A 21,268-nucleotide genomic window follows, 5' to 3' on the forward strand; every position below is an offset into this window, starting at 1 on the left:
AAGTGGTTTTTTCCCAAAATTGCTTTATTTTTTAAAAAATAAACTAAAGTTAATACAGAAATTAAAAAGCGACATTTTTTAAATGTCGCTTTTTAATTCATATTAAATCGTTATATAGATTTGTTTTTGGTGTTTATTAGATAAAAACCAAACATTTTTATATGTGATTTTGGTAAAAAAATACCAAAATAGTAATTTTATATTTTTTGTTATTCAAAAAAATATGAAAGTTGTTTAACTTTTTTACTATTCAAAAAAGTTAAATTTGATTTTTCAAAATGAAAAAGGGTTGTTTTAATATTGTTTTTATAAAAAATAAATAAATTTTAATTTTTTATGATTAAAATGAAAAAATTTTTAAAAGTGCTTCTAAAAAAAAAAAAAAAAGTAAAATTCAATTAACAGGTAAAAAATGGTGCAAACGGAGTTTGAAAATGGAATACTCACAAAGCATTTGCGCTCTTAACATTTTTAAGGTAATTAAAATTTTGACAAAATTGCACGCTAACGGCTTAAAATATTGTCACATTGATTTTGTTGATCAAATTTATGCACCGAATTTTGGAGCAAATTATCAAATTGCGGATTATTTAATAAAATTATTTCTTAATATTGAATTCGATGCGCACTTGATGTGTAAAAATTCACTTGAAAAAGTTGGGAAATTAGTTGAAATAGGTTTTAAAACAATTTTTTTACCTGCTGAGCAAATTTCAAAAGCTGATTTTGAAAAGTTAAATCAGCTTTATTCAAATATAAATTTTGGTTTGATGATTCAAGCAGAACAAAAAATTAAAGACTTTAGCGAAATAATTTCTCGTTCAAACGTTGTTTTGTTAATGACAATAAATAAAATTGGCGGGGTTGGCGAGCCATTAAATCAGCAACTTTTTTCAAAAATCAGTCAAATTCACTCAATAAATAAAAAAATTAAAATTTATACTGACGGTGGGTTGCGTAAGGAAAACTGGAATGAATTTGAAAAATGAAAAGTTGATATTGCAATCGGTGGCAGCATAATTTTTGCATATGCAAACTTTTCTGAATTTTCTAAACTTTGAGGAAATCAAAAAAATGCCCTTAATTAATATTTTTTTGTATTCAACAATTGGGTTGTTGCTTCTTATTCTAATTTTTTTCATTTTAAAAAGATTATTTGAAAGAAAGCCAGAAAAAACATCTGAACAAAAACTAATTTCAACAGAAAAATTAACAGTTGATGCACTTGAAATTATAAACGCCTCTGCTGATGTAAAAGTTATGACAAATTTACTCTTAAAAAATCGGTTTTCAAAACTAAATTATTCAGTTTTACCTGGTGTTATTGTAAATGAATCCAACCTTTTTTTTATTTCTAATATTATTAATTATCAAGCCGGTGTTGATAAAATAGTAATTGATGAAAATATTATTTTTTTAAAAAAAGGTAGGATTTTAAAGCAAAATTATTTTTCCAAAGTCCAATTTGAATCACTTTTTAAATTTTTAGATAAGAAATTTTCTAATTCAAAAGTTGTTATTTTAGTCGATGATCGAATTGATTTTAGCCAAATTGAGAATAGAACTAATTTTGAAATTTGAACTCAAAACGAGATTATAAAAAAATTAAGGGAAAACAATCAAAAAATTTACATTCCCAAAAAAATAATTGATTATTTTAGCTCAATTAACAAGTTTAATAAGGGAAAAGATGCTTAAAAATTCGTTTTGGTATATTTTAATTGCTTGAATTATTTTTTGTCTTATTCAACTTTTTATTTTTTTTATCTACAGAGTTAATTTAAAAATTAAATATTCTAAATTAAAAATTTCAATCAAACTGGATCTTGAAACGATAAAGCACGATTTTATTAGAAAATATCAAGAAAAATTCACAATTTTACTAATTAAGGATTTTTTTCTAAAACCCATTTGAATGAGTAAAAAAGTAATCAAAATTCCTAATTTTTATTTAGAAAACCATATTTATGGCACGGTTAATTTGCTTTATTTTCGTAATTTTTATCTCCTAAAAAACAGAAAATCATCACAAATTGATATGTTTCTTTTTTCTAGTTTTTTTATAAGTTTTCATTTAGGTTTTTTATTTGCGTTTTTAAATTTTTTAATAGTGAGTTTGTGTTTTCTAATTTTAACTGTTTTTATAATGTTGCTCGATTTTCTTTTAAATCGAAAAGTTTATTCACAATCATATAAAAAATCAAGAGAAATTTTACTAGCAAAATTAGAAAAAGAAGAATTTAAATTTGTTAACTCGTATTTTAAATATAAAAAATTAGCCTTTTTGAAAAAGTATTTTTTGTTTTACCCATTTTTGCTACAAAATTTCGCTAACAAATTTAATACTTTGGGGCAATAAATGAAAGAAAAAGAATTAAAAAAACAACTTGTTGAGTTATATGATTTTGAAATTAGCGAACTTGAAAACAAAAGTGAAATTGAACTGGAAAAATTATTGGAAAAGTCCAAAAATGAAAAAATGGCTTTAAAACATAATCCAAATAAATTTTTTTATATGAAATCGATGCCAAAACCAAAAGAAATCAAAACAAAAACATCAACAAAAGCTGGATGAATTATCTTTTTTGCCTTTATTAGCGTTCTTTTGCTTGCCTTTATTTTGTTTTTGACAATCGCTTTTATTAATCGGGGGTAGAAAAATGCAACTTTTTAATGAAAAAATGACTAAATTTTCCAAAATTGAAAACTGAACTGAAGCAGTTCATGAGGGCGTAAGGATCTTGGTTGAAAATAAAAAAGCAACTTATGATCTTGAAAAAGCAATCATGGAACAAACTGCAAAATTCGGCGCTTATTATGTGCTTGAAGAAGGTGTTGCACTTTTGCATGCACCAGTTGGTGATTATTGTCTAGAAGTTGGAACTTCGATTTTAATTTTAGATAAAATGATTGTTTTTAACAACCAAAATGATAAAAAAGCAAAAATTATTATTACTTTGAGTGCGCCAAATTCTAGCGATCATATTGCTCTAATCCAAGAATTTGGTGTTTTTTTTGGTAATTCTGATTTCAAAAAAGAAATTTATGCTTCTAGATCAATTAAAAAATTTTATGAAATCATTAATAAATATCGAGGTATAAAAAATGAAAATTAAGTGCGTCTGTGGTTCAGGATTAGGTTCATCCTTGTTATTAGAAATGAATGTCAAATTTGTACTTGATAAACTAAAAGTAAATTATGACTCAGTTGAGCATACTAATATTTCCAGTTTTAATTCTCGTGAAGTTGATTTAGTTGTTATCGGCGCTGATGTTGCCCCAAGTTTAGATTTTGACAAAGATAAAATGGTAATTTTAACTAACATTTTATCAAAAGATGAACTTGAGACTAAATTAAAACAAGTTTTAAAAATTAACTAATTTGAAAGGATAATCGATGAATTTCGGTCTTTGACTTTTAGGTTTTTTAAAAGATTTCGTCGGTACACCAGCTCTACTTGTTGGACTTTTTACACTAATTGGCGCTGTTGCAATGCGTAAAAAAGTTTCACAAATTATTGTTAGTTCTTTTAAGGTTAGTGTTGGTTTCATCATTTTAGGTGGTGGTGCGGGAGTTTTGGTTAGTTCACTAAACTCCTTTCAACCACTTTTTCAAAGAGTTTATAATTTAAGCGGTGTTATTCCGAATAACGATGCTTTTGCTGGCGCTTTAGCTCAAAGTTTGCCAAGTATTGCAACATTAGGATCGCTAATTATGGTCATTGCGATGCTTTTAAACATTATTCTTGCGGCTTTTTCAAGACTAAAATATGTCTATCTTTCAGGTCATGTTCTTTATTATTCTTCCTTAATGTTAGCCGCTGTTATGTATACTTCTGGATTTGATTTCCAAAATAATTCAGGAGATTTTGCAATGGCGCTAATCGCGGGAGCAAGCATTTTAGCGCTTTATATGATAATTTCACCTGCCGTTCAACAAAGATATATGAAGCAAATTACTGGAACAAACGAAATTGCCCTTGGACATACAGGCGGATTTGGTTATGCGCTTTCTGGACTAATTGGTGAAACAATCGCCAAAATTTCCAAAAAAACTTTGCTTTCGACAGAAGAAATTAAATTTCCCCAATCACTTTATTTTTTTAGAAACACTTTAGTTTCAATTTCACTAACAGTTTTTCTTTTTTACATTTTTACTTTTTTACCAGCAGGAATTCTTTATGAATTAGGAAAATTCGATAAAGTTGCTGATGCGAATGTCATCAATATTTTAGCATCGAAAAACTGAATTGTGACGATGGTTATTTCAGCTTTTACTTTTACTGCAGGAGTTGAAATTATTCTTGCTGGTGTTAGATTATTTGTCGGCGAATTAGTGCCGATGTTTAAAGGTTTTTCGGATAAATTGATTAAAAATGCCAAAGTTGCTGTCGATTGTCCAGTTGTTTTCCCTTATGCCCCAAATGCAATAATTATTGGATTTATTTCCTCTTTTTTAGCGGGAATAATTGGACTTTTTATCACACTTGGACTTGGTTATTCCGCCTTAATTCCCGCAATAATTCTTCCAGGACTAGTCCCACATTTCTTTTTAGGAGCAACTTCTGGTGTTTTTGGTAACGTAAAAGGTGGAATTTGGGGTGCAATTATTGGACCTTTTGTCGGCGGATTAATTATCACATTCATCCCCGTCTTTTTTGCACTTGGAAATTGAACCCCACTTGCGACAAACTCGCTTGGAAATTTAATTACCGCTGGGGGAAGCACAAAACAATCGCTAATTAGTCTTAATTGAGGAGATACTGACTATTTCATTGGTTATATTCCTGGAATTCTTGGACTTATTCCAAAAGCAGGAAAATATGTAGTTTTAAGTTTTAGTATTTTAGTTTATCTGATTTTTATTATCGATGGAATTATCAAAAAACATCATGAAAAACAAGCAAAAACTACCTAATCAAAAGCTTTTTTTAGCAACAATGCGCGCAGTTGCTCTTGATGGAATTAACAATTCTGGCGCTGGACATATCGGAATGGCGCTTGGGGCAACAGAAATTTTTTATAGTTTAATCGGTGAGAATATAAATTTTAGTCCGTTAAATCCGAAGTGAATTAACCGTGATCGCTTTGTTTTATCAGCAGGACATGGTTCAATGGGGCTTTATGCACTTTATCATTTAATGGGTTTAATTTCCCTTGATGAAATTAAACAGCATAAACAACTTAATTCTAGAACACCTTCACATCCAGAAATTGACAAACTTGAATTTATCGATGCATCAACTGGACCGCTTGGTCAAGGAATTGCGATGGGTGTTGGAATGGCGCTAGCAGAAAAAAGGCTTGCTGAAAAATTTAATAGAGAAAATTTTAAAATTATTGATCATTTTAATTATGTTTTATGCGGGGATGGCGATTTACAAGAGGGAATCAGTTTTGAAGCGCTTGCTTTTGCAGGAACTAATCAACTTTCAAAGTTAATTTTAGTTCACGATTTTAACAACATCCAAATTGATACAACTGCTACAACAGTAAATAATGTCGATTTTGAAAGCTTTTTTCGTTCACTCAAGTTTGAAACTATCATTTTAAAAGATAATAAAGTTGAAACTATCAATTCTGCCTTAGAAGTAGCAAGAAAAAATGATAAACCTACCTACATTCAAATTCCAACCATCATTGCTTTTAAAACCGAATTTGCAAATTCAACTAAAGGGCATCACGGCAGCCTCGATCCTAAAAAAAGCTATGAATTTAAAGCTAATTTGGGATTAGAACACAAAAATCCTTTTGAATATGAACCAAAAGTCTATCAATTAGCATCTGAGTTATTAAATTCTAAAAATCAGAAATATCTAAACTGAGAAAATACTTTTGACCTATATAAGAAAAAATATCCGCTTCTTGGTCAAAAATTGGAAAACTTCTTTAAAAATAAAGAAGTTTTTGATTTTAAAAATATTAGTTTTAGCAAAAACAATCAGGCAATCCGTGATTATGTCAAGGAAATTATTGAAAAAATTGATAAAAGTGATTTGCTACTTTTAGGCGGATCAGCCGATCTTGGAGTTGCAACTAAAACCCAATTTAGTGGCGAAAAACTATTAAATTATGGTATCCGTGAGTTTGCAATGGCTGGAATTAATAACGGAATCTTACTTTATGGGAATTTTCGCGTAATTTCATCGACTTTTTTAGCATTTAGCGACTATACAAAGCCAGCCTTACGACTTAGCGCTTTGATGAATTTGTCTCCAATTTACATTTTTTCCCATGATTCATATCAAGTTGGAGGCGATGGACCAACACATCAACCTGTTGAACAATTAGCGATGTTGCGATCAATTCCAAATTTTTTAGTAATCCGACCTTGCGATGAATTTGAAACAGTTTTTGCTTTTAATTTTGCTTTTAATTCAAAAAATCAACCAATTGCAATCATTACAACTCGACAATCGCTAAAATCTTTTAATAAAAATCTTGAAAAAATTGAAGCTGCATATTATCTAGAAAAATCTGAAAAAGCTCGAATCAATTTAATTGCATCAGGATCTGAAGTTGAATTAGCAATGAAATTGGCTAAAAAATTATCGGAATTAGATATTTTTGCTAATGTAATTTCAGCGCCAATTTTACAAAACTTACTTGAAAATAAAGAACTTTTTGAAAAATTAGAACTTAAGAAACTACCAATTTTTGCACTTGAAGCCTCAAATGATCCATTATGATTTAAACTAGCAAAATACCAAAAATTTGATGGACATTTTGCAAATGGATTTGGTCATTCAGCTCCTGGTGATATCGTCTATGGATTAAAAGGTTTTAATGTTGATTTTTTGCTTAAAAAGGTTTTAAAATTCCTGGAAATTAACTAAAATTAACTTTATTTAAAAAAACTAGTTGAAAATTTTCAACTAGTTTTTTATTTTTTAAATTAAAATATTAGAATACTAATTAATAAGGACAAAAACTCTAAAAATTAGGCTTTCATTTTGATCTAAACACAAAAAGATGCTATAAATTTATAGGGTTTTTGAATTTTAATCAAAAATTTTATGTTTATCCTATGGTCTAAAAATGAATCAAGCAAAATTAAATGGACAAATTTTTACCCCTGATTTTCTCGTTGATCTTATTCTTGATCAGGCTGGTTATACTAAAAATATACTCAAAAAACACGTAATCGATAACAGTTGCGGTGATGGCCAATTTTTAATAAAAATTATTAAACGCTATTGTAAAGCATTTTTAGCTGAAAATTCCAATTTGGAGATCCTTAAAGAGCATCTTGAGAATTATATTCATGGCATCGACATTGAAAAAGAACACATAAAACAGGCACTTTTTCGAGCAAATCAAGTTGCTAGCCAATATAAACTTTATAATGTTAATTGAGATTTTAAAGTTAAAAATGCCTTTGAGACAAATAAATTTGACCAAAAAATGGATTTTGTGATAGGAAATCCGCCTTATATCCGCATTCATAACTTGAAAAATAGTGCAAATTTACTAAAAAATTCCAACTTTACAAGCACAGGAATGACCGATATTTACATCGCTTTTTATGAAATTGGTATTAAAATGCTAAATAATCAAGGTGTTTTAACCTATATTAGCCCATCTTCTTTTTTTACCTCGAAAGCTGGAGCAATCCTTCGTAAATTCTTATATAAAAACAAACTCATAAAATCTGTTATTGATCTTATGCATAATCAGTTTTTTAACGCAACAACTTATACAACAATTTTCACGCTAGATAAGTCAATTTTGAATGAAACTATTAATTATTATAATTTTGACAAAAAATCTAACAGTATTTTCCTAGTTTCCAAGTTAAAATATGACCAATTTTACCTAAATAATAGTTTCTATTTTTCAACTTCAGAACAACTAAAATTTCTAAAAAACATTATTGAAAATAAGAAAAAAAGCGATATAACAATTAAAAATGGACTTGCAACACTTGCCGATTCAGTTTTCATTGGCCAATTTGATCTAGATTCTAAATATATTTTGCCTGTTTTAAAAGCATCAAATGGAAAATGAGCAAAAATTATTTTCCCATATAATACTGAAAATTTTCAAATTATTTCCCAATCCGAATTAGAAAAGGAAAACAAAATTTTTGAACATCTCAATTTTTTTAAGGAAAAGCTTCAAAATCGCAGTTTTGATCATTCAAATAAAAATTTCTGATATGGTTTTGGACGTCGACAGGCAATCTGCGATACAAACAAAGATAGACTTGTTATTAACTCTTTAATTAAGGAAAATAAGCCATTAAAAATTAGTAAAATTTCAAAAAACACTTGTATTTATAGTGGTTTTTATCTTGTAAGTGAAAAAATTGACTATGATTTAATTGCTAAAAAATTTCAAGATGAAACTTTTTTTAATTATGTAAAATTGTTAGGTAAGTATAAAAATGGTGGATATTATACTTTTTCAACAAAAGATGTTAAAAAATATTTAGACTTTCAGTTTGGAGAATAAATGAAAAAATTTAATACCGAATTTTTAGAAAAAATTAAGGAAAGTTTTAAAGTTTATCTTCACAAAGGTTCTTCAAGATCAAATGAAAAAATAAGAATTATTCACAGTTTTGTTGCTAATTCAATTTCAAAAGAATTAGGAGAAAATTTTAAAGTATATTCGCTAGGCGTAAGTAAGGAAGGTAAATTTGAAAAAGAAATTAAAATTGTCGGACGTTATTATGATAAAAAAGTAGACATTGGAATTGAATATAAAAATCAGGCAATTGCTGGAATTGGTATCAAGTTTGTTGTTCAAAATTATTTACAAAATTCAATTAACTATTTTGAAAATATGCTTGGTGAAACTGCAAATATTCGCAGTGAAAAAGGGAAATTATATTTCCAAATCTTAATTATTTTTGAACAAATTCCCTACTTTTCTAAAAACAAGATAAGCAGAAAGTGAGAAAAAATAAGTTACAAAAATTTTTCTAAATATGCCAAACTTTCTGCCGATGATCAAATAAGTTTTAGGCATATACCAGATAAAATTTTAATAGTTGTTGTCAATTTTTCCTGTATAAACCTAAAAAATAATTCCGAACATAATGACATAGAACAAATTTTTAATTTTGAAGACTACCAAACAATCAGTAATTTTCATTTGGATAATTGTTTAGAACCACTTGAATATTCTAATGTTCTAGAACCGATAAAGAATGAAATTAAAAATTCAGTAATAATAAATGATTACGATGATTTTATCGAACGAATTAGTTATTTAATAAAAGGTAATATTAAAAATTAAAATAGTGATTAAATTTTCTGTCACTTATTAAGTTAGCTTCCCACTCTAGAGTTGTAATTTTTTAAGAATTTATAAAAGGGAAAATGGGGTTTAAATGTTAATTCAGAGCCTTTCGAGAAAATAAAACGTGCAAAAAACTAATTCATAAAATGAAAAAAAGAAAAAAATTGAGACACACTTTCTATGTTATTTCTCAATTTTTTCTATTTGTTTAGTCGATAAATTCCACATTTTTTTGATTTAAACTTTTAGAAATTAAGGATCTATTTATAATTTTGTGTTTTGAAATTTACAACATTTTTAAACATAACTTCTAATGTATATAATTTTACATTATTTGATCAATTAAGGAAAATATTTTCTAATTGTTTTTTAATTATGTGTGAATTTCTTACCTGCCTTTGTCATTTTTCGGATGCGTTTTGGAGCATTAAGAGTTATTTTTAAAAGTAATTTACACTTTGAATTCGGCTTTTTGTTTTTGTATTTTCCTATTTCCAGATCTTTTATCTTACTTTTTTTTACTATAATTCATTATAAGATGGTTCAAAAAATATAATTGGAGTTGATTTATGTCTTTAAATTTTTATAAATTTGCAAATAACCAAAAAAAAAAAAAAAAAGGCTATAAATAGTGTTAAGTTAGTATAGGAAAATGAGACACATCATTATTTTTAATTATTTTTAAAACAAATTTTTATTATTTTTTATTCTCCAAAATTGTGAAAATTTTTTTGAGCACCAAATTGTTCAAAATGAGAATTTGGACTCAAATATGAAAGGCAACTTTGCACTCTAGTTTTATTGTATCATTTAACAAATGAGCTGATTTTTTGATGGGCATCTTCAAGGTTTTCAAAAATTTTACCCTCAACATTCAAGTATTCTCTTTGTAAAATAGCATAAAAGTATTCAATCGGGCGGTTTGCAAGCGCGTTTCCTTTTGGCGACATTGATTGTTGAATGTTGTTTTCTTTTAAAAATTGAGCAAATCGGTGGTTAGCATATTCAACTCCATGATCTGAATGGAAAAATTTAGGTGTAATTTTGTGTTTTTTGATTGTTTCTTTTACTAATTTTATTGTTTCTTCTGAAAATCTAGTCTTGGAAATTGAAAAATTTAGCAAATAATTAGATTTTGTTTCAATTATTGAATGCAAAAAATAAAAATCATCGCCAATTCTTATAAATTTAATATCAGCAAATCATTTTTCACCAAAATTTTTAGATTCAAATTGTCCTTTGATATGATCTTCGGCTCAAATCCGCGAAAATTTAGCTTCTTTTGGCGCATTTTTACCTTGTTTTTTGTAAGCAATCGATTTTATCCCTAAATGTTCATAGTGTTTTTGAAAAACATATGTGCTTATATTATTTCCTTGATTTTTGTATACATTATACAAATTATCTCGACCTTTTACTTTTCTGTTAAAATTAAAACTTTCAAGAATTCAATCAAGTAATTCTTTACTGTATACCATTTCTTTTGGTGATTTTTTCACCTTTATTTTGCGATAAATCGATGTGCGATTAACTTTTAAAACGCTGCAAAGTCTTGTTGAATTTTCGATTTGATCCTTATCTTTTTCTGCTTCTTGTTTTCGCTTTTTAAGTTCGTCCATTACAATTGCAGGATCAATCCCGTATCTTCTAAGGACGTTTTCCATTATTTCTTGATAAATTCCGCGGTCATTTTCCGAAAGATCGTTAATTGTGTATTGTTTTTTTGACTTACGTGGTGATTTATTTTTACCACGTGTGCTAATTAATCCGTTCATACCATAATTATAATACTTTTTTTGTCAGTTTCGAATTAAATTATTCGCATATGTCTGTAAAAAACCCTCTTTTTGCGATTTTTTATTAACTGATTTATTTTTATAAATTTCACGAAACTCGTTTGCAAAATGTATAGTCGCACTTTTGAATCCTTGCGATTCAGCGATTTTGATATATTTGATTTTTTCATTAATTGAAAATTTATTTTGTTTCATAAAAAAACACACCTCTCTTGGTGTGTCTCATTTTTTTCTACTAATTTAGGCTATAAATAGTGTCACTTTTTTACTTTTAACACCGTTATTTATTATTTCTTCTTGTGGTGAAAAAACCGTTGAACAACCAATTCTCGATAATTCCAAGTCTAACTCTAATGATAAAAGGCAAAAAAACGACCAAAGTCAAAGTCAAAATAATCAAAGTCAAACTGAAGAAAAATCACCAATTAATAGTGCAACTATTTTCGATGATAAAACATTTTTAGAAAATAAACAGGCTGAAAATGATAGCACTTTTTCAAAAATAAGCGGAACTAAAGTTGAATTCAAGAATATAACTACCGCAAATTTATATCATTTAACTAATCAAAATAAATACACAAAATTATTTTCAATTGATCGCCTAGACTCTGAAGTCAAAAATTACAAAATTAAATTACATTCAGAAGATTTACTAAAAAACGTATGATTGAATGTAAAAACTGTAAAAGATGAAGGAGATTATTATAAATTTGTTGGTGAATTTAACGATAATTTTATAAATATTCTAAACGATGGGACAGTAAGTTCCACTTTTGATATTTATATTCCTAAAACAAAAAATGTATCAGGATTAATTACATCATTTCAGCAATTAATTACTGAAATTAGAAAAAATCCATCAGGCACTTTTAAATTAGCAAACGATATTTCTGCCGAAAATTTTGAATTAAGCAGTAATTCTAACTCATATTTAGAAAATATTTATTTCTTCGGTACTTTAGAAAGTGATCAAGGTAAAAATTTTACTATTTATGATTTAAAAAAACCACTTTTTGATAATTTAAATAACGCAAAAGTACAAAATCTTCATTTTAAAAATATTAAAATAAAATCAACAAATTATTCCCAAAATGTGATCGGAACTGTCGCGAACAATTCGATAAATTCAAAAATTAATAACGTTCATCTTTCTGGCGAAATAAGAGCAGCGAGATTAGTGGGCGGAATCATTGGTTCAATGGATGATAATTCAGTTATTAAAAACTCTAGTTTTCAAGGAAATATTTACTCTTTACAATCTGCAGGCGGTCTTAGTGGGTCAATACAAAAAAGAAGTTCAATTGAAGATTCATATGCTAATGTAAATATCACATCTAAATTAGTAAATTCTGACAAACTTGGTGGAATTGTCGCTGAATTAGGAAGTGATTCATCTTTAAAAAACATAGTTATTGAAGGGAATATTTTAAATAATGGCACTGATCAATTCCCAAATTCTGGCGGACTAATTGGGTTTATTACAACTAACGGAACCAAAGACTTACCTGATACAGGTGTAGTCCAAAATATTTATGCAAAAATTAAAACTTCTAGAGTTCGGCCAATTTTTGGTAATTTTAATAAGAAAAATTTATTTGACTATGAAAAGAAAGTGAATAATATAAACTTTGTTGAGAATTTCAGTGATGAAAGTTTCCCTTGACTTAAATTAATTGATGAAAACACTTTTCATCAATTTGCAAAAAAATGAAAATGACTAAATACGAAAAATAATAAGTTAAAAACTTTAAATTTTTCCTATTTACACGGATTTCAAGAAAACTTTAGTGTAGCATATTCTAATTTTGCAAAATTGTTACCTTTTTATGATCGTTATACAATTATGAAATATGCTCATAAATTAGACAGAAATTCTAATTTGTTTAAAAAAAAGTTAATCGGCTACGAATTTTATAATGGTGAGAATTTAATAAAAAATCTTGCACTCGAAAAGTCAAAAATTAATAAATTAAAAATTTATTTTGGCGATGGTGAATTTGAAGACTTTAAAATTACCACTTTTAAAGAAAATACTTACGGAATCATAGACTTTTTCTTTGAAAGTGCTAATTCTGAACTTATTGTTCATCCAAATAGTTTAATATCTGATAAAAAAATCGCATTATTTTCTAATTTAATAACTATTCTAAAAAACACTAATCTCTTTGATAATAAAATTTATGACACTCAAAATGTTTATGTAATTCCAAATGTGCCGATAAAAGAACAACTTTTTATTGATAATCACGAACAGGAAATCAAAAATAATCTTGAAAATATAATCACTTCAATTGCAAATAATATCGATATTTTTGATCTAAACGATAATAAATTCCTAGAAATTTACAAAAAAGATTTAGAAAAAGAAAAAATGCTATTTATATTGGCCTAAACTATTTGTACCGATGATATTCAATTTCTAATTTTAGAGATAAATTATTATATTCATTAGCAATTTATGGAAAATCAAGCGATAGTTTGTCATTGTTAAAAGACATAGGAAAATTAGATTTTGCAAACTTAAAAGCTGATAAAACTGCAAATGGTTATCACGAAGTTTTTTCAAAATATTTAAACCCAAGCTCGCCTGGCAATTTTATTGAATATAATTACAATTTATTTAAACAAAAACAGCAAAATATTGACGATTTTTTCAAATCACTTACTAAAGCGTATATCACTAAAATCGATAGTAAATCTGATCAGTTAGTAAATAAACCAATGATCGAAAGATTTAAGCAAGAAGAACAAGCTGATAAACTTTTACCACTTTTAACTGTAAAAGATGAAAATGCGCTTTGATTTATTCACACTACAAATAGCAACATTTCTGGTGTATTTTCGCGTTATCGGTCTTCAAGTTTTTCAGATGAAAAAATAAAAGAGCAGATTAAAATATTTGGCGAATCAGCTCAAGATTATTATGATGTTTTATACCGAATTTTAAATCAAAAGTCAAAAAAGACTATGCAAAATTATATAGTTGATGTCTATGATGCTTTTGGTGGAAAAAATGATCCAGGTATTAAATCTTACGCTCTCCCAATTAATGCTTGACGTACGCACAGAGGTGGACAAAGAGCTTATATGCCAACAGAAAATAGAAAAGCTGTTTATTTTGTTGCATCAGATTTTTTATCATATGCAACTCAACCCATCCTTGTTCACGAACATACCCATAATTTTGATGATGATATTTTACTAGACGGATATGGAAAAAGAAGAGGACATAATGCCGAATCTTATGCAACTGGAATGTTTCAGGCGCCTTCTTATGCTTCATCGGATGAATTAGCGTTTAATTTTATTAAAAAATACAATGGTGATGAAAAAGTTCATAATTCAAGTCCAGAAAGGTTTGCTAATTTGGCCGATCTTGAAAATTATTATAAAAATCTTTTTGATCTAATTTATGTTCTTGATTTAGCAGAAGCAAAAGCGATTATTGCTAAAAAATCTACTGAAAATTACCAAAAACTTGAACTAAGTAAGGATGGTTATGCAAAAAAAGACATTCTGAATAATCTTCAAAATTCTGACTTTAATTCAATTAGTTCGATTAACGATCTAGTTGATAGAAATATTGTTGGTTCTGGCGTTGGAGGTAGTTGAAAACGAGAATTTGGTCATAATAATTATATTATGGTAAATCTTTTCAAACCTTATTTTGGTCTTCTTGAAAACAAAGAAGGTATTTCTGGTGGACTCAGTTTTAGAAGAACTGCATTTGAATTGCTTGCAGAAAAAGGCTATTATGGCGGAATGGTTCCTTATATTTCTGCTAAATCAAACCAAGAAATCAATGTACCCGAAGGAGTTGTCAAGGGTAGTGATAGTCACGTTTTGAGAATGATTTTTGGTGATAAATATAAATCATTCAGTGATTTTAAAAAAGATATGTATAAAAAAAGGGAAGAAAAACTTAATAAATTAAAGCCTTTTAGTTTTACCTATAGAAACCAAACAAAGCAAATTAACACTTTTGAAGATTTAGAGAAAATATTTATTGAAAATTTTACTAATACAACTGAATTAAGAACCCGAATTCATGTTGCAATTCATAAAAAAACTGACGAACATAGAGAATCAATTTTTAATTCCTAACACTAAAAACAACCTAAAAATGGTCTTTTTTTTGAAGTTGATTTTTCTAATAGCAAAAGTTAGCTTTATTTTTCTTTTCTCATTTTGGAAAAAAAATATGAAAATCATTACAATTTTTCAGTAGAAAATTTAATGTTTTTTGATTAAATCAAGAGAAAAACAACAACCAAATTTTGAAAAAAAGACTTCAAGAAATTAGGATGTGGTAAAATTAATAATTATACAGAGCGGGAATCCGCCTGATTTTTTATGTTAATTAATCAGTTTGATTTAAACTTTTTTTATATTTAAATCGGAAGTAATTTTTATTTTAATTTGTAAACTTAATTTTAAAGTCTTAAAAATTGCTAATTTGACTTTAAAATTAAGTTTGGTATAAAAAATACCAGCTAATTTTTAAGCAAATTAATAATTTGCATGATCAAATAAATAAAGGCAATACGTGCTGAAGTGTGATTTTCTAGAACATCTTCGTTTTTAAAAGTTAAAAGGCTAACTGAAGATTCTTTATATAAATTACTTTCATAATTTGAAGTAAATGAAACAATAGTGCAACTTTTTGCTTTCATTTTACTAACTAATTCATTAATTACCTGGTGCATTCCAGAGAAACTAAAAAAAATGCAAACACTAGATTCTACTGATTTTTCAACTCATTTTTCCTGAACTTCAAAATCATAATGATAATCGACATGATATTGTAACTTTGATAAATAATTAGCAAAAATATTGATAGATTCTAAGTTTGAACCTTTGCCAAAAAGCATTATATGCTTGGTTTTTTTCAAAAGCATCGCTAATTTTATAACAGAATCGTGATTTAGACTGTAAAGATTGGCTAAATTTTTGCTAATGAGAGCATGATATGAACTAATAATTTTATTTTTATCAGTAATTTTGTTATCAGACGAGCGTTTTTCTTGGACTTGTAAATAAGAATAATTGCGATCAAGTGCTGGTAGGAAATCTTTAAGACCCTTAAATCCTAGTTTTTTGCAAAATTTAATCACCGATGCGGTCGAGCAATTAACTTTTTCTGCGATTACTCCTAATTTCAAAGTCATAATTTTGTCAATATTTGAAAGTAGAAAATCTGCGATTTCTTTATCAATGAAATTATGATTTTGTTTTGAAAGTTGCAACAAATCATTAATCAAATTCGTATACATTTTACAAAATTATACCAATATTAAGGAGATTTTATGGCTAATTTAGTCAAAATTTTTAAAACTAAAATTCAGTCATTTGGCGGACTTTTAGGGCAAATGATAATGCCAATTATCGGTATTTTTATTGCCTGAGGTCTACTTACTTCCTTTTTTATTCCAACAGGCTGAACACCAAATAAAGAACTTGCAACGATGGTTGGAACTGGAATTGTTTATATAATTCCAATTTTAATTTGCTTTCTTGGTGGTTATAAAATCTACAAAATTCGCGGCGGCGCGATTGCTGGGGTTGTGGCAATCGCCGCAGTTGCTGCTGGACAATCAGAAATTTTTATAAAAATTACTGGTAATTCTGCACCAATGTTAGTCTCAGTTATGCTGTTTGGCCCAATATCAGCGCTAATTTTGAAACATAGTGAAAAATTTTGAATTAATAAAATTCCAAGCGGCTATCAAATGTTAGCGAATAATTTCTATCTCGGAATTTTAGGTTTTTTTCTCCTTTTTCCTACTTATTATTTATCGATTTATCTCATTGGTTATTTTATTAAATCGCTTGGGTTCTTAACCGAAAAAATGGGACAGTGAAAATTATATCCTTTGATTGCCTTAATTGTTGAACCAGCAAAAATTCTTTTTCTAAATAATGCAATAAATCACGGTGTTTTTACAACTTTAGGGGCAATTCAAGTAACTGAAACTGGTAAGTCAATTTTATTTTTATTAGAATCAAATCCTGGACCTGGGCTCGGACTTTTGTTATTTTATTTAATTTTTTCAAAAGATAAAACTACAAAAGCACAAGCAACTTCTTCAATTCCGATCCATTTTTTAGGCGGAATTCACGAAGTTTATTTTCCTTTTGCGCTTTTAAGACCAATTTTAATTTTAGCATTGATTGCTGGTGGGGTTTTTGGAAATGCAATTTTTCAAATTTTCAATGTTGGCGCAGTTGCTCCTGTCTCTCCAGGCTCAATTATTGCCCAATATATTCAAGTCGAAAAATCCACAAATTCTCTAGTTGGAATTACAATTGCAATTTTTGGTTCAGCAATAGTTACTTTAATTAGCGGGTGAGCGATTAATTTTGTAACGAAATTATTAAATAAAAATAAGACAGAAAAAGGAAATCTTGACTTTAGTCAAGCAAAAGAAATAATTGAAAATGAGAAAATGCAAGTAAAAAATACTCAAAAATTATCTTGAAAAAAAATAATTTTTGCCTGTGATGCTGGGATGGGTTCTTCAGTAATGGCCGCTTCGATTTTAAGGAAAATTTTAAAAGAAAATGATATTTTGGATATTGAAATTTCCAATTTAGCAATTGCCGATCTAAGTGGTGATGAGGAAATTATTATTACAATTCAAAGTTTAGAAGACCGCGTTAGATCGAAAAATTCAACAGCAAAAATTATCGCTCTGAATCAATTTTTGGATAAAAAATCTTACGAAAATATAGCACTAGAAATTAAAAAAATACAAGAAAATAAGGATAGTTTCTAATGAAAGTTGTTCATTTTGGCGCTGGAAATATCGGACGCGGATTGATTGCAAAACTATATCAAGAAAACCAGTTTGAAATTATTTTGGTTGATGTAAACCAAAAATTAATTGATGAACTCAACGAAAAAGGTTTTTATTATGTGATTAATTTTGAAAATAGTGAAAAATATCAGATAAAAAATTATTTTGCAATTAACTTAAATGATGAGAAAAATTTATTAAAACATTTAGAAAGTGCCGATCTGATTTCGACTTCAATTGGCGCTAAAAATTTAATTTATTTAGCGCCAATTTTTGCAAAACTAGCAAAAATTGAGCAAAAAAATAAGCAAATTATTTGTTTTGAAAACGGGTTTCGAGTTAGTTCTGACTTTAAAAAGAGTCTTCAAAATTGTAAATTTTGACAATTTGTTGATACAACAATTGACCAAATTGCCCCAAATTCAAACAATTTAAACGTTTATACTGAAACATATTCAGAAATTATTCTTGAGAAAAAAAAGCAAAAAATCAAACTAAAGGGAGTAAAATATTTAGAAAATTTGGACTATTTTATTCTCCGAAAGTTATTTTTTGTAAACGCTTTACACTCAGGAATCGCCTATTTAGCCTATATTTTAAAGTATAATTTCATTCATGAAGCTTTAAATTCTCCAGTAATTCAAAAATATGTTAGCCAACTAAAAACTGTTTTAATTAAAGTAATTTTATTCAAAAATCCGTTAATTAAGAAAGAAGAACTGGATTTTTACTTTGAAAAAATAGTTAAAAGATTTAAAAATCCAATTTTGCAAGACTCAGTTATACGTGTTGCCCGAAATCCGATCACTAAATTAGGTAAAAGTGAAAGATTTGATTTGTTATTAAAATGTGCAAAAAGTGCAAAATTGAAACTTGAAGAATTAGAAATTATTTATAAAACTTTTGCAAACATTCTAAATTTTGACTCAAAACAAGACAATCAAGCACTGAAAATGCAAGAAAAGCTTGTAAAAAATCCTGAAAAATTCCTAAAAAGTCAGACAAATCTAGAAGATTCTGAAGTCCAAAAAGTACTTAATTTCTACTATAATCAAAAGAGAGACTAGAAAATGAATTTAAAACTAGAAAATATCCACTTAAATCAAATTATTAATTCAAAAAAAGAAGCGTTTCAGAGACTAATTGAAATTTTTCAGAAAAAAAATTGTTGCAAGTATCAATATTTACAATCAATGGAAAAACGTGATTTAGAATCTTCAGTTGCTCTTGGAAACTATCTTGCGCTTGCACACGGAAATTATGAAGGTAATGATTTAATTTTTCAAAACTGTATTGAAATTATTCATCTAAAAAATACACTTGACTGGGATGGACAACCAGTCAGATTTATTATTGGACTTGCTGTAAAAAACACAGAACAAATTGATTATATCCAAAAAATTGGTCTTGCTTTTATTGAAATTGAAAAAGTGGAAGAAATTTTAAATGACCCAAATTTAAACAAGGAAAAAGTTTTTAACTGAATAAATAATAGCTAAAAATTCAAATTTAGCTATGAATTTAAACTCGGGCACAGAAATTAATCTAAATTCAGTTTAAAAACTCGCAATTAACTGGATTTAATTAATTTGTTTGTGCTCTTTTTTTAAATTAAAGGATTAAAAATGGCAAGACATTTAAGTCACCTTGAATGAGAAAAATGGTTCGAAAAATTCAAAGAATTCAAAAAACTCCCCGTTCAGAGTGGGAAAAATTGATTAAAATAATTTATGGTGTGTTAACTGAAGAACAGAAAAAGGAAATAATACAGAAAATAAAAAAAGACGATGTTGATAAGTCTTTTACGTATAAAATTCTCAAAATTCCGAAAAGCACTTTTTATTTTTGGCTGAAAAAGAAAGAAAAAACACCATACAAAAATCCTTTTGAAGACAAAATTATTGAAATTTTTTATGAATTAGAAGCAAAATGCGGTTGAGAAAAAGTGCAAAAAATGCTTGAAATTAAGCACGGAATTACTTTAAATGAAAGAACAGTTGAAGAATTTTGAGCCGAAACGGACTGAAGACTAAAACAAGACAACAGAAAAAACGTCGAGAAATAAAGGATGTTTTACAAAAAACCAAGATTTTGTCAAAAGAAATTTTAACGGTAAGAGTGCAAATATCGTTGCAACCGATGCAACTTACATTAAATCACCAAAAGATGTTCTTGATAATAATGTTTACTTATTAATTGCAATTTATCATAAAAGTAAAAAAATTATTAACTGAAATTTATCCATTTCTAATGAGTTGAGCTTGTATATTCGCATTTAAGCAAAATAAAATTTAAAGAAAAATGATACTTACATTCTGATCACGGATATTAATACTCATCAAATTTATACAAACAAATGGTAAAGGAAAATAATGTGATAATTTCAATGTCGAGAATCGGCAATTCACTTGATAATTATGAAGTCGAATATTTCTTTTGGAATTTAAAATCAGAATGTCTAAGTCAGATAAATATTAAAAAACTAACTTTTGCTGAACTCGAAAATCAAATAAAAAATTATGTAAATTTTTATAACCAAAAACGTATACAATCTAATTTAAAGTGAAAAACACCAGAGCAAGTTTGGAGAAGTTTATCTTTTTAAATTTGTCTAATTTTCGTGCCCGAGTCTGCTTTTTTATAGCTAAATTTGATTTTTTAAAGATTATGATTATCTAAAATTTGCTTGCAAGAAAATAAAAAAACAGAAAGTAAATTTCTGTTTTTTTATTGGAAAAATTGTGTATAAAGTTCGAAAAAGTAAACTAAATTTGCCCCCATTTTCGTAAGGTTTTTTTAGTTTTTGCCGAAACTTTAATACGAACTTTTTGCCCTGATGCGGTTTTTAAAGTAACTTGTTGTAAATTAAGGTTAAATTTACGTTTGGTTGCATTAAGTGCATGTGAACGGTTGTTTCCACTTAAAGGTCCGCGCAAAGAGATTGGGTCTTTTCTTGCCATTTTAGTTCCTAAAATAAAAATTGTTATTGTATTTATTTTTGAATAAATTTTTTAGATAAAAAGGACTAATTTTCCTTTTTATCTAAAACTAATTTAACAATATTTTCAAATTCGGCTTGATGATGAATTGCCATTTCTGCAAGCATTTTACGGTTAATTTCAATATTTGCAGCTTTGATTTTATACATTAATTGGGAATAAGAAATACCTTGGGCACGTGCGGCAGCATTAATTCGGCTAATTCACAATTTACGAAACTCACGTTTACGTTGTTTACGGTCACGAAACGCGTAAGTTCAAGATTTAATTACTGCTTGTTTGGCAACTTTGAAGCCGATTGATTTATGACCTCAATATCCTTTTGCCAATTTTAATCAACGACGACGTCGTTGGCGAGTTATAGTTCCGCCCTTGACTCTCATAATAAAACTCTCCTTTTCGAATTAATTTAAAGTTTATTTTAAAAAAA

At 27.6% G+C, this 21,268-nt stretch carries 22 protein-coding genes and 1 pseudogene; 17 read left to right on the forward strand and 6 right to left on the reverse strand.

What is annotated here, in order from left to right; genetic code table 4:
• The first annotated feature begins 434 nt into the window (after nucleotides 1–434).
• The 10 genes from MDIS_RS00760 (at nucleotide 435) to MDIS_RS00805 (ending at nucleotide 9,243) form a co-directional block, all read left to right on the forward strand.
• Nucleotides 435–1,088 (forward strand): beta/alpha barrel domain-containing protein, encoded by a 654-nt coding sequence (locus tag MDIS_RS00760; RefSeq protein ID WP_044635217.1) that lies wholly within the window; start codon nucleotides 435–437, stop codon nucleotides 1,086–1,088.
• Nucleotides 1,075–1,698, forward strand: a complete 624-nt coding sequence (locus MDIS_RS00765; protein WP_044635218.1) for a hypothetical protein — start codon at nucleotides 1,075–1,077, stop codon at nucleotides 1,696–1,698. Before MDIS_RS00760 ends, MDIS_RS00765 begins: the two co-directional genes overlap by 14 nt.
• A gap of 448 nt (nucleotides 1,699–2,146) precedes the next feature.
• Nucleotides 2,147–2,359, forward strand: coding sequence for a hypothetical protein (locus tag MDIS_RS04335; RefSeq protein ID WP_240532173.1), 213 nt, complete (start codon nucleotides 2,147–2,149; stop codon nucleotides 2,357–2,359).
• Nucleotides 2,360–2,656, forward strand: a complete 297-nt coding sequence (locus tag MDIS_RS00775) for a hypothetical protein (RefSeq protein ID WP_044635220.1) — start codon at nucleotides 2,360–2,362, stop codon at nucleotides 2,654–2,656.
• A 4-nt stretch (nucleotides 2,657–2,660) separates the two neighbouring features.
• Nucleotides 2,661–3,116 carry a PTS sugar transporter subunit IIA gene (locus tag MDIS_RS00780; protein WP_044635221.1) on the forward strand — a complete coding sequence of 152 codons (456 nt, stop codon included), beginning with the start codon at nucleotides 2,661–2,663 and terminating at the stop codon, nucleotides 3,114–3,116.
• Nucleotides 3,106–3,381 (forward strand): PTS sugar transporter subunit IIB, encoded by a 276-nt coding sequence (locus MDIS_RS00785; protein ID WP_044635222.1) that lies wholly within the window; start codon nucleotides 3,106–3,108, stop codon nucleotides 3,379–3,381. The genes MDIS_RS00780 and MDIS_RS00785 overlap by 11 nt, the downstream gene beginning before the upstream one ends.
• A gap of 16 nt (nucleotides 3,382–3,397) precedes the next feature.
• The gene (locus MDIS_RS00790) at nucleotides 3,398–4,918 is read left to right on the forward strand and encodes a PTS ascorbate transporter subunit IIC (RefSeq protein ID WP_044635223.1); all 1,521 of its coding nucleotides are present in this window, start codon (nucleotides 3,398–3,400) and stop codon (nucleotides 4,916–4,918) included.
• The gene (locus tag MDIS_RS00795) at nucleotides 4,872–6,836 is read left to right on the forward strand and encodes a transketolase-like TK C-terminal-containing protein (RefSeq protein WP_044635224.1); all 1,965 of its coding nucleotides are present in this window, start codon (nucleotides 4,872–4,874) and stop codon (nucleotides 6,834–6,836) included. The genes MDIS_RS00790 and MDIS_RS00795 overlap by 47 nt, the downstream gene beginning before the upstream one ends.
• Nucleotides 6,837–7,038: 202 nt before the next feature.
• The gene (locus MDIS_RS00800) at nucleotides 7,039–8,454 is read left to right on the forward strand and encodes an Eco57I restriction-modification methylase domain-containing protein (protein WP_044635225.1); all 1,416 of its coding nucleotides are present in this window, start codon (nucleotides 7,039–7,041) and stop codon (nucleotides 8,452–8,454) included.
• A complete protein-coding gene (locus MDIS_RS00805; protein ID WP_044635226.1) occupies nucleotides 8,455–9,243 on the forward strand; it encodes a hypothetical protein in 789 nt (262 codons plus the stop codon).
• 263 nt (nucleotides 9,244–9,506) lie between these two features.
• On the opposite strand, the pseudogene MDIS_RS04540 reads toward MDIS_RS00805, so the two are convergent.
• From MDIS_RS04540 to MDIS_RS04340, 3 genes and pseudogenes are all read right to left on the reverse strand, one after another.
• A pseudogene (locus tag MDIS_RS04540) lies at nucleotides 9,507–9,734 on the reverse strand (hypothetical protein); the annotation flags it as partial.
• Nucleotides 9,735–9,950: 216 nt separating this feature from the next.
• A complete protein-coding gene (locus tag MDIS_RS00810) occupies nucleotides 9,951–11,237 on the reverse strand; it encodes an IS3 family transposase (protein WP_044635134.1) in 1,287 nt (428 codons plus the stop codon).
• A gap of 45 nt (nucleotides 11,238–11,282) precedes the next feature.
• The gene (locus tag MDIS_RS04340) at nucleotides 11,283–11,570 is read right to left on the reverse strand and encodes a hypothetical protein (protein ID WP_044635227.1); all 288 of its coding nucleotides are present in this window, start codon (nucleotides 11,568–11,570) and stop codon (nucleotides 11,283–11,285) included.
• Between MDIS_RS04340 and MDIS_RS04345 the strand changes: the two genes are divergently transcribed.
• A complete protein-coding gene (locus MDIS_RS04345; RefSeq protein ID WP_232034220.1) occupies nucleotides 11,545–13,434 on the forward strand; it encodes a ZmpA/ZmpB/ZmpC family metallo-endopeptidase-related protein in 1,890 nt (629 codons plus the stop codon). The genes MDIS_RS04340 and MDIS_RS04345 overlap by 26 nt on opposite strands.
• Before the next feature lie 5 nt (nucleotides 13,435–13,439).
• On the forward strand, nucleotides 13,440–15,146 hold the full coding sequence (locus MDIS_RS04350) for a ZmpA/ZmpB/ZmpC family metallo-endopeptidase (RefSeq protein WP_044635229.1): 1,707 nt from the start codon (nucleotides 13,440–13,442) through the stop codon (nucleotides 15,144–15,146).
• A 389-nt stretch (nucleotides 15,147–15,535) separates the two neighbouring features.
• On the opposite strand, the gene MDIS_RS00830 is transcribed toward MDIS_RS04350, so the two are convergent.
• Nucleotides 15,536–16,315, reverse strand: a complete 780-nt coding sequence (locus MDIS_RS00830) for a MurR/RpiR family transcriptional regulator (RefSeq protein WP_044635230.1) — start codon at nucleotides 16,313–16,315, stop codon at nucleotides 15,536–15,538.
• 33 nt (nucleotides 16,316–16,348) lie between these two features.
• On the opposite strand from MDIS_RS00830, the gene MDIS_RS00835 reads away from it, so the two are divergent.
• From MDIS_RS00835 to MDIS_RS00855, 5 genes are all read left to right on the forward strand, one after another.
• A complete protein-coding gene (locus tag MDIS_RS00835; protein ID WP_044635231.1) occupies nucleotides 16,349–17,818 on the forward strand; it encodes a PTS mannitol transporter subunit IICB in 1,470 nt (489 codons plus the stop codon).
• On the forward strand, nucleotides 17,818–18,906 hold the full coding sequence (locus tag MDIS_RS00840) for a mannitol-1-phosphate 5-dehydrogenase (RefSeq protein ID WP_044635232.1): 1,089 nt from the start codon (nucleotides 17,818–17,820) through the stop codon (nucleotides 18,904–18,906). The genes MDIS_RS00835 and MDIS_RS00840 overlap by 1 nt, the downstream gene beginning before the upstream one ends.
• Nucleotides 18,907–18,909: 3 nt before the next feature.
• Nucleotides 18,910–19,338: a PTS sugar transporter subunit IIA gene (locus MDIS_RS00845; protein WP_044635233.1), complete on the forward strand. Its 429-nt coding sequence runs from the start codon at nucleotides 18,910–18,912 to the stop codon at nucleotides 19,336–19,338.
• A gap of 161 nt (nucleotides 19,339–19,499) precedes the next feature.
• Nucleotides 19,500–19,904 (forward strand): hypothetical protein, encoded by a 405-nt coding sequence (locus tag MDIS_RS00850; protein ID WP_044635234.1) that lies wholly within the window; start codon nucleotides 19,500–19,502, stop codon nucleotides 19,902–19,904.
• Between the two features lie 291 nt (nucleotides 19,905–20,195).
• Complete coding sequence (locus MDIS_RS00855) at nucleotides 20,196–20,444, forward strand: IS3 family transposase (protein ID WP_084217523.1); 249 nt, start codon at nucleotides 20,196–20,198, stop codon at nucleotides 20,442–20,444.
• Nucleotides 20,445–20,604: 160 nt separating this feature from the next.
• On the opposite strand, the gene rpmB is transcribed toward MDIS_RS00855, so the two are convergent.
• Nucleotides 20,605–20,799 (reverse strand): 50S ribosomal protein L28, encoded by a 195-nt coding sequence (gene rpmB, locus MDIS_RS00860; protein ID WP_044635236.1) that lies wholly within the window; start codon nucleotides 20,797–20,799, stop codon nucleotides 20,605–20,607.
• 65 nt (nucleotides 20,800–20,864) lie between these two features.
• Entirely contained in the window at nucleotides 20,865–21,221 is a 357-nt protein-coding gene (rplT, locus tag MDIS_RS00865) for a 50S ribosomal protein L20 (protein ID WP_044635237.1), read from the reverse strand.
• Between the last annotated feature and the right edge of the window lie 47 nt (nucleotides 21,222–21,268).

Source organism: Mesomycoplasma dispar, from assembly GCF_000941075.1.
Classification (GTDB): Bacteria; Bacillota_I; Bacilli_A; order Mycoplasmatales; family Metamycoplasmataceae; genus Mesomycoplasma; species Mesomycoplasma dispar.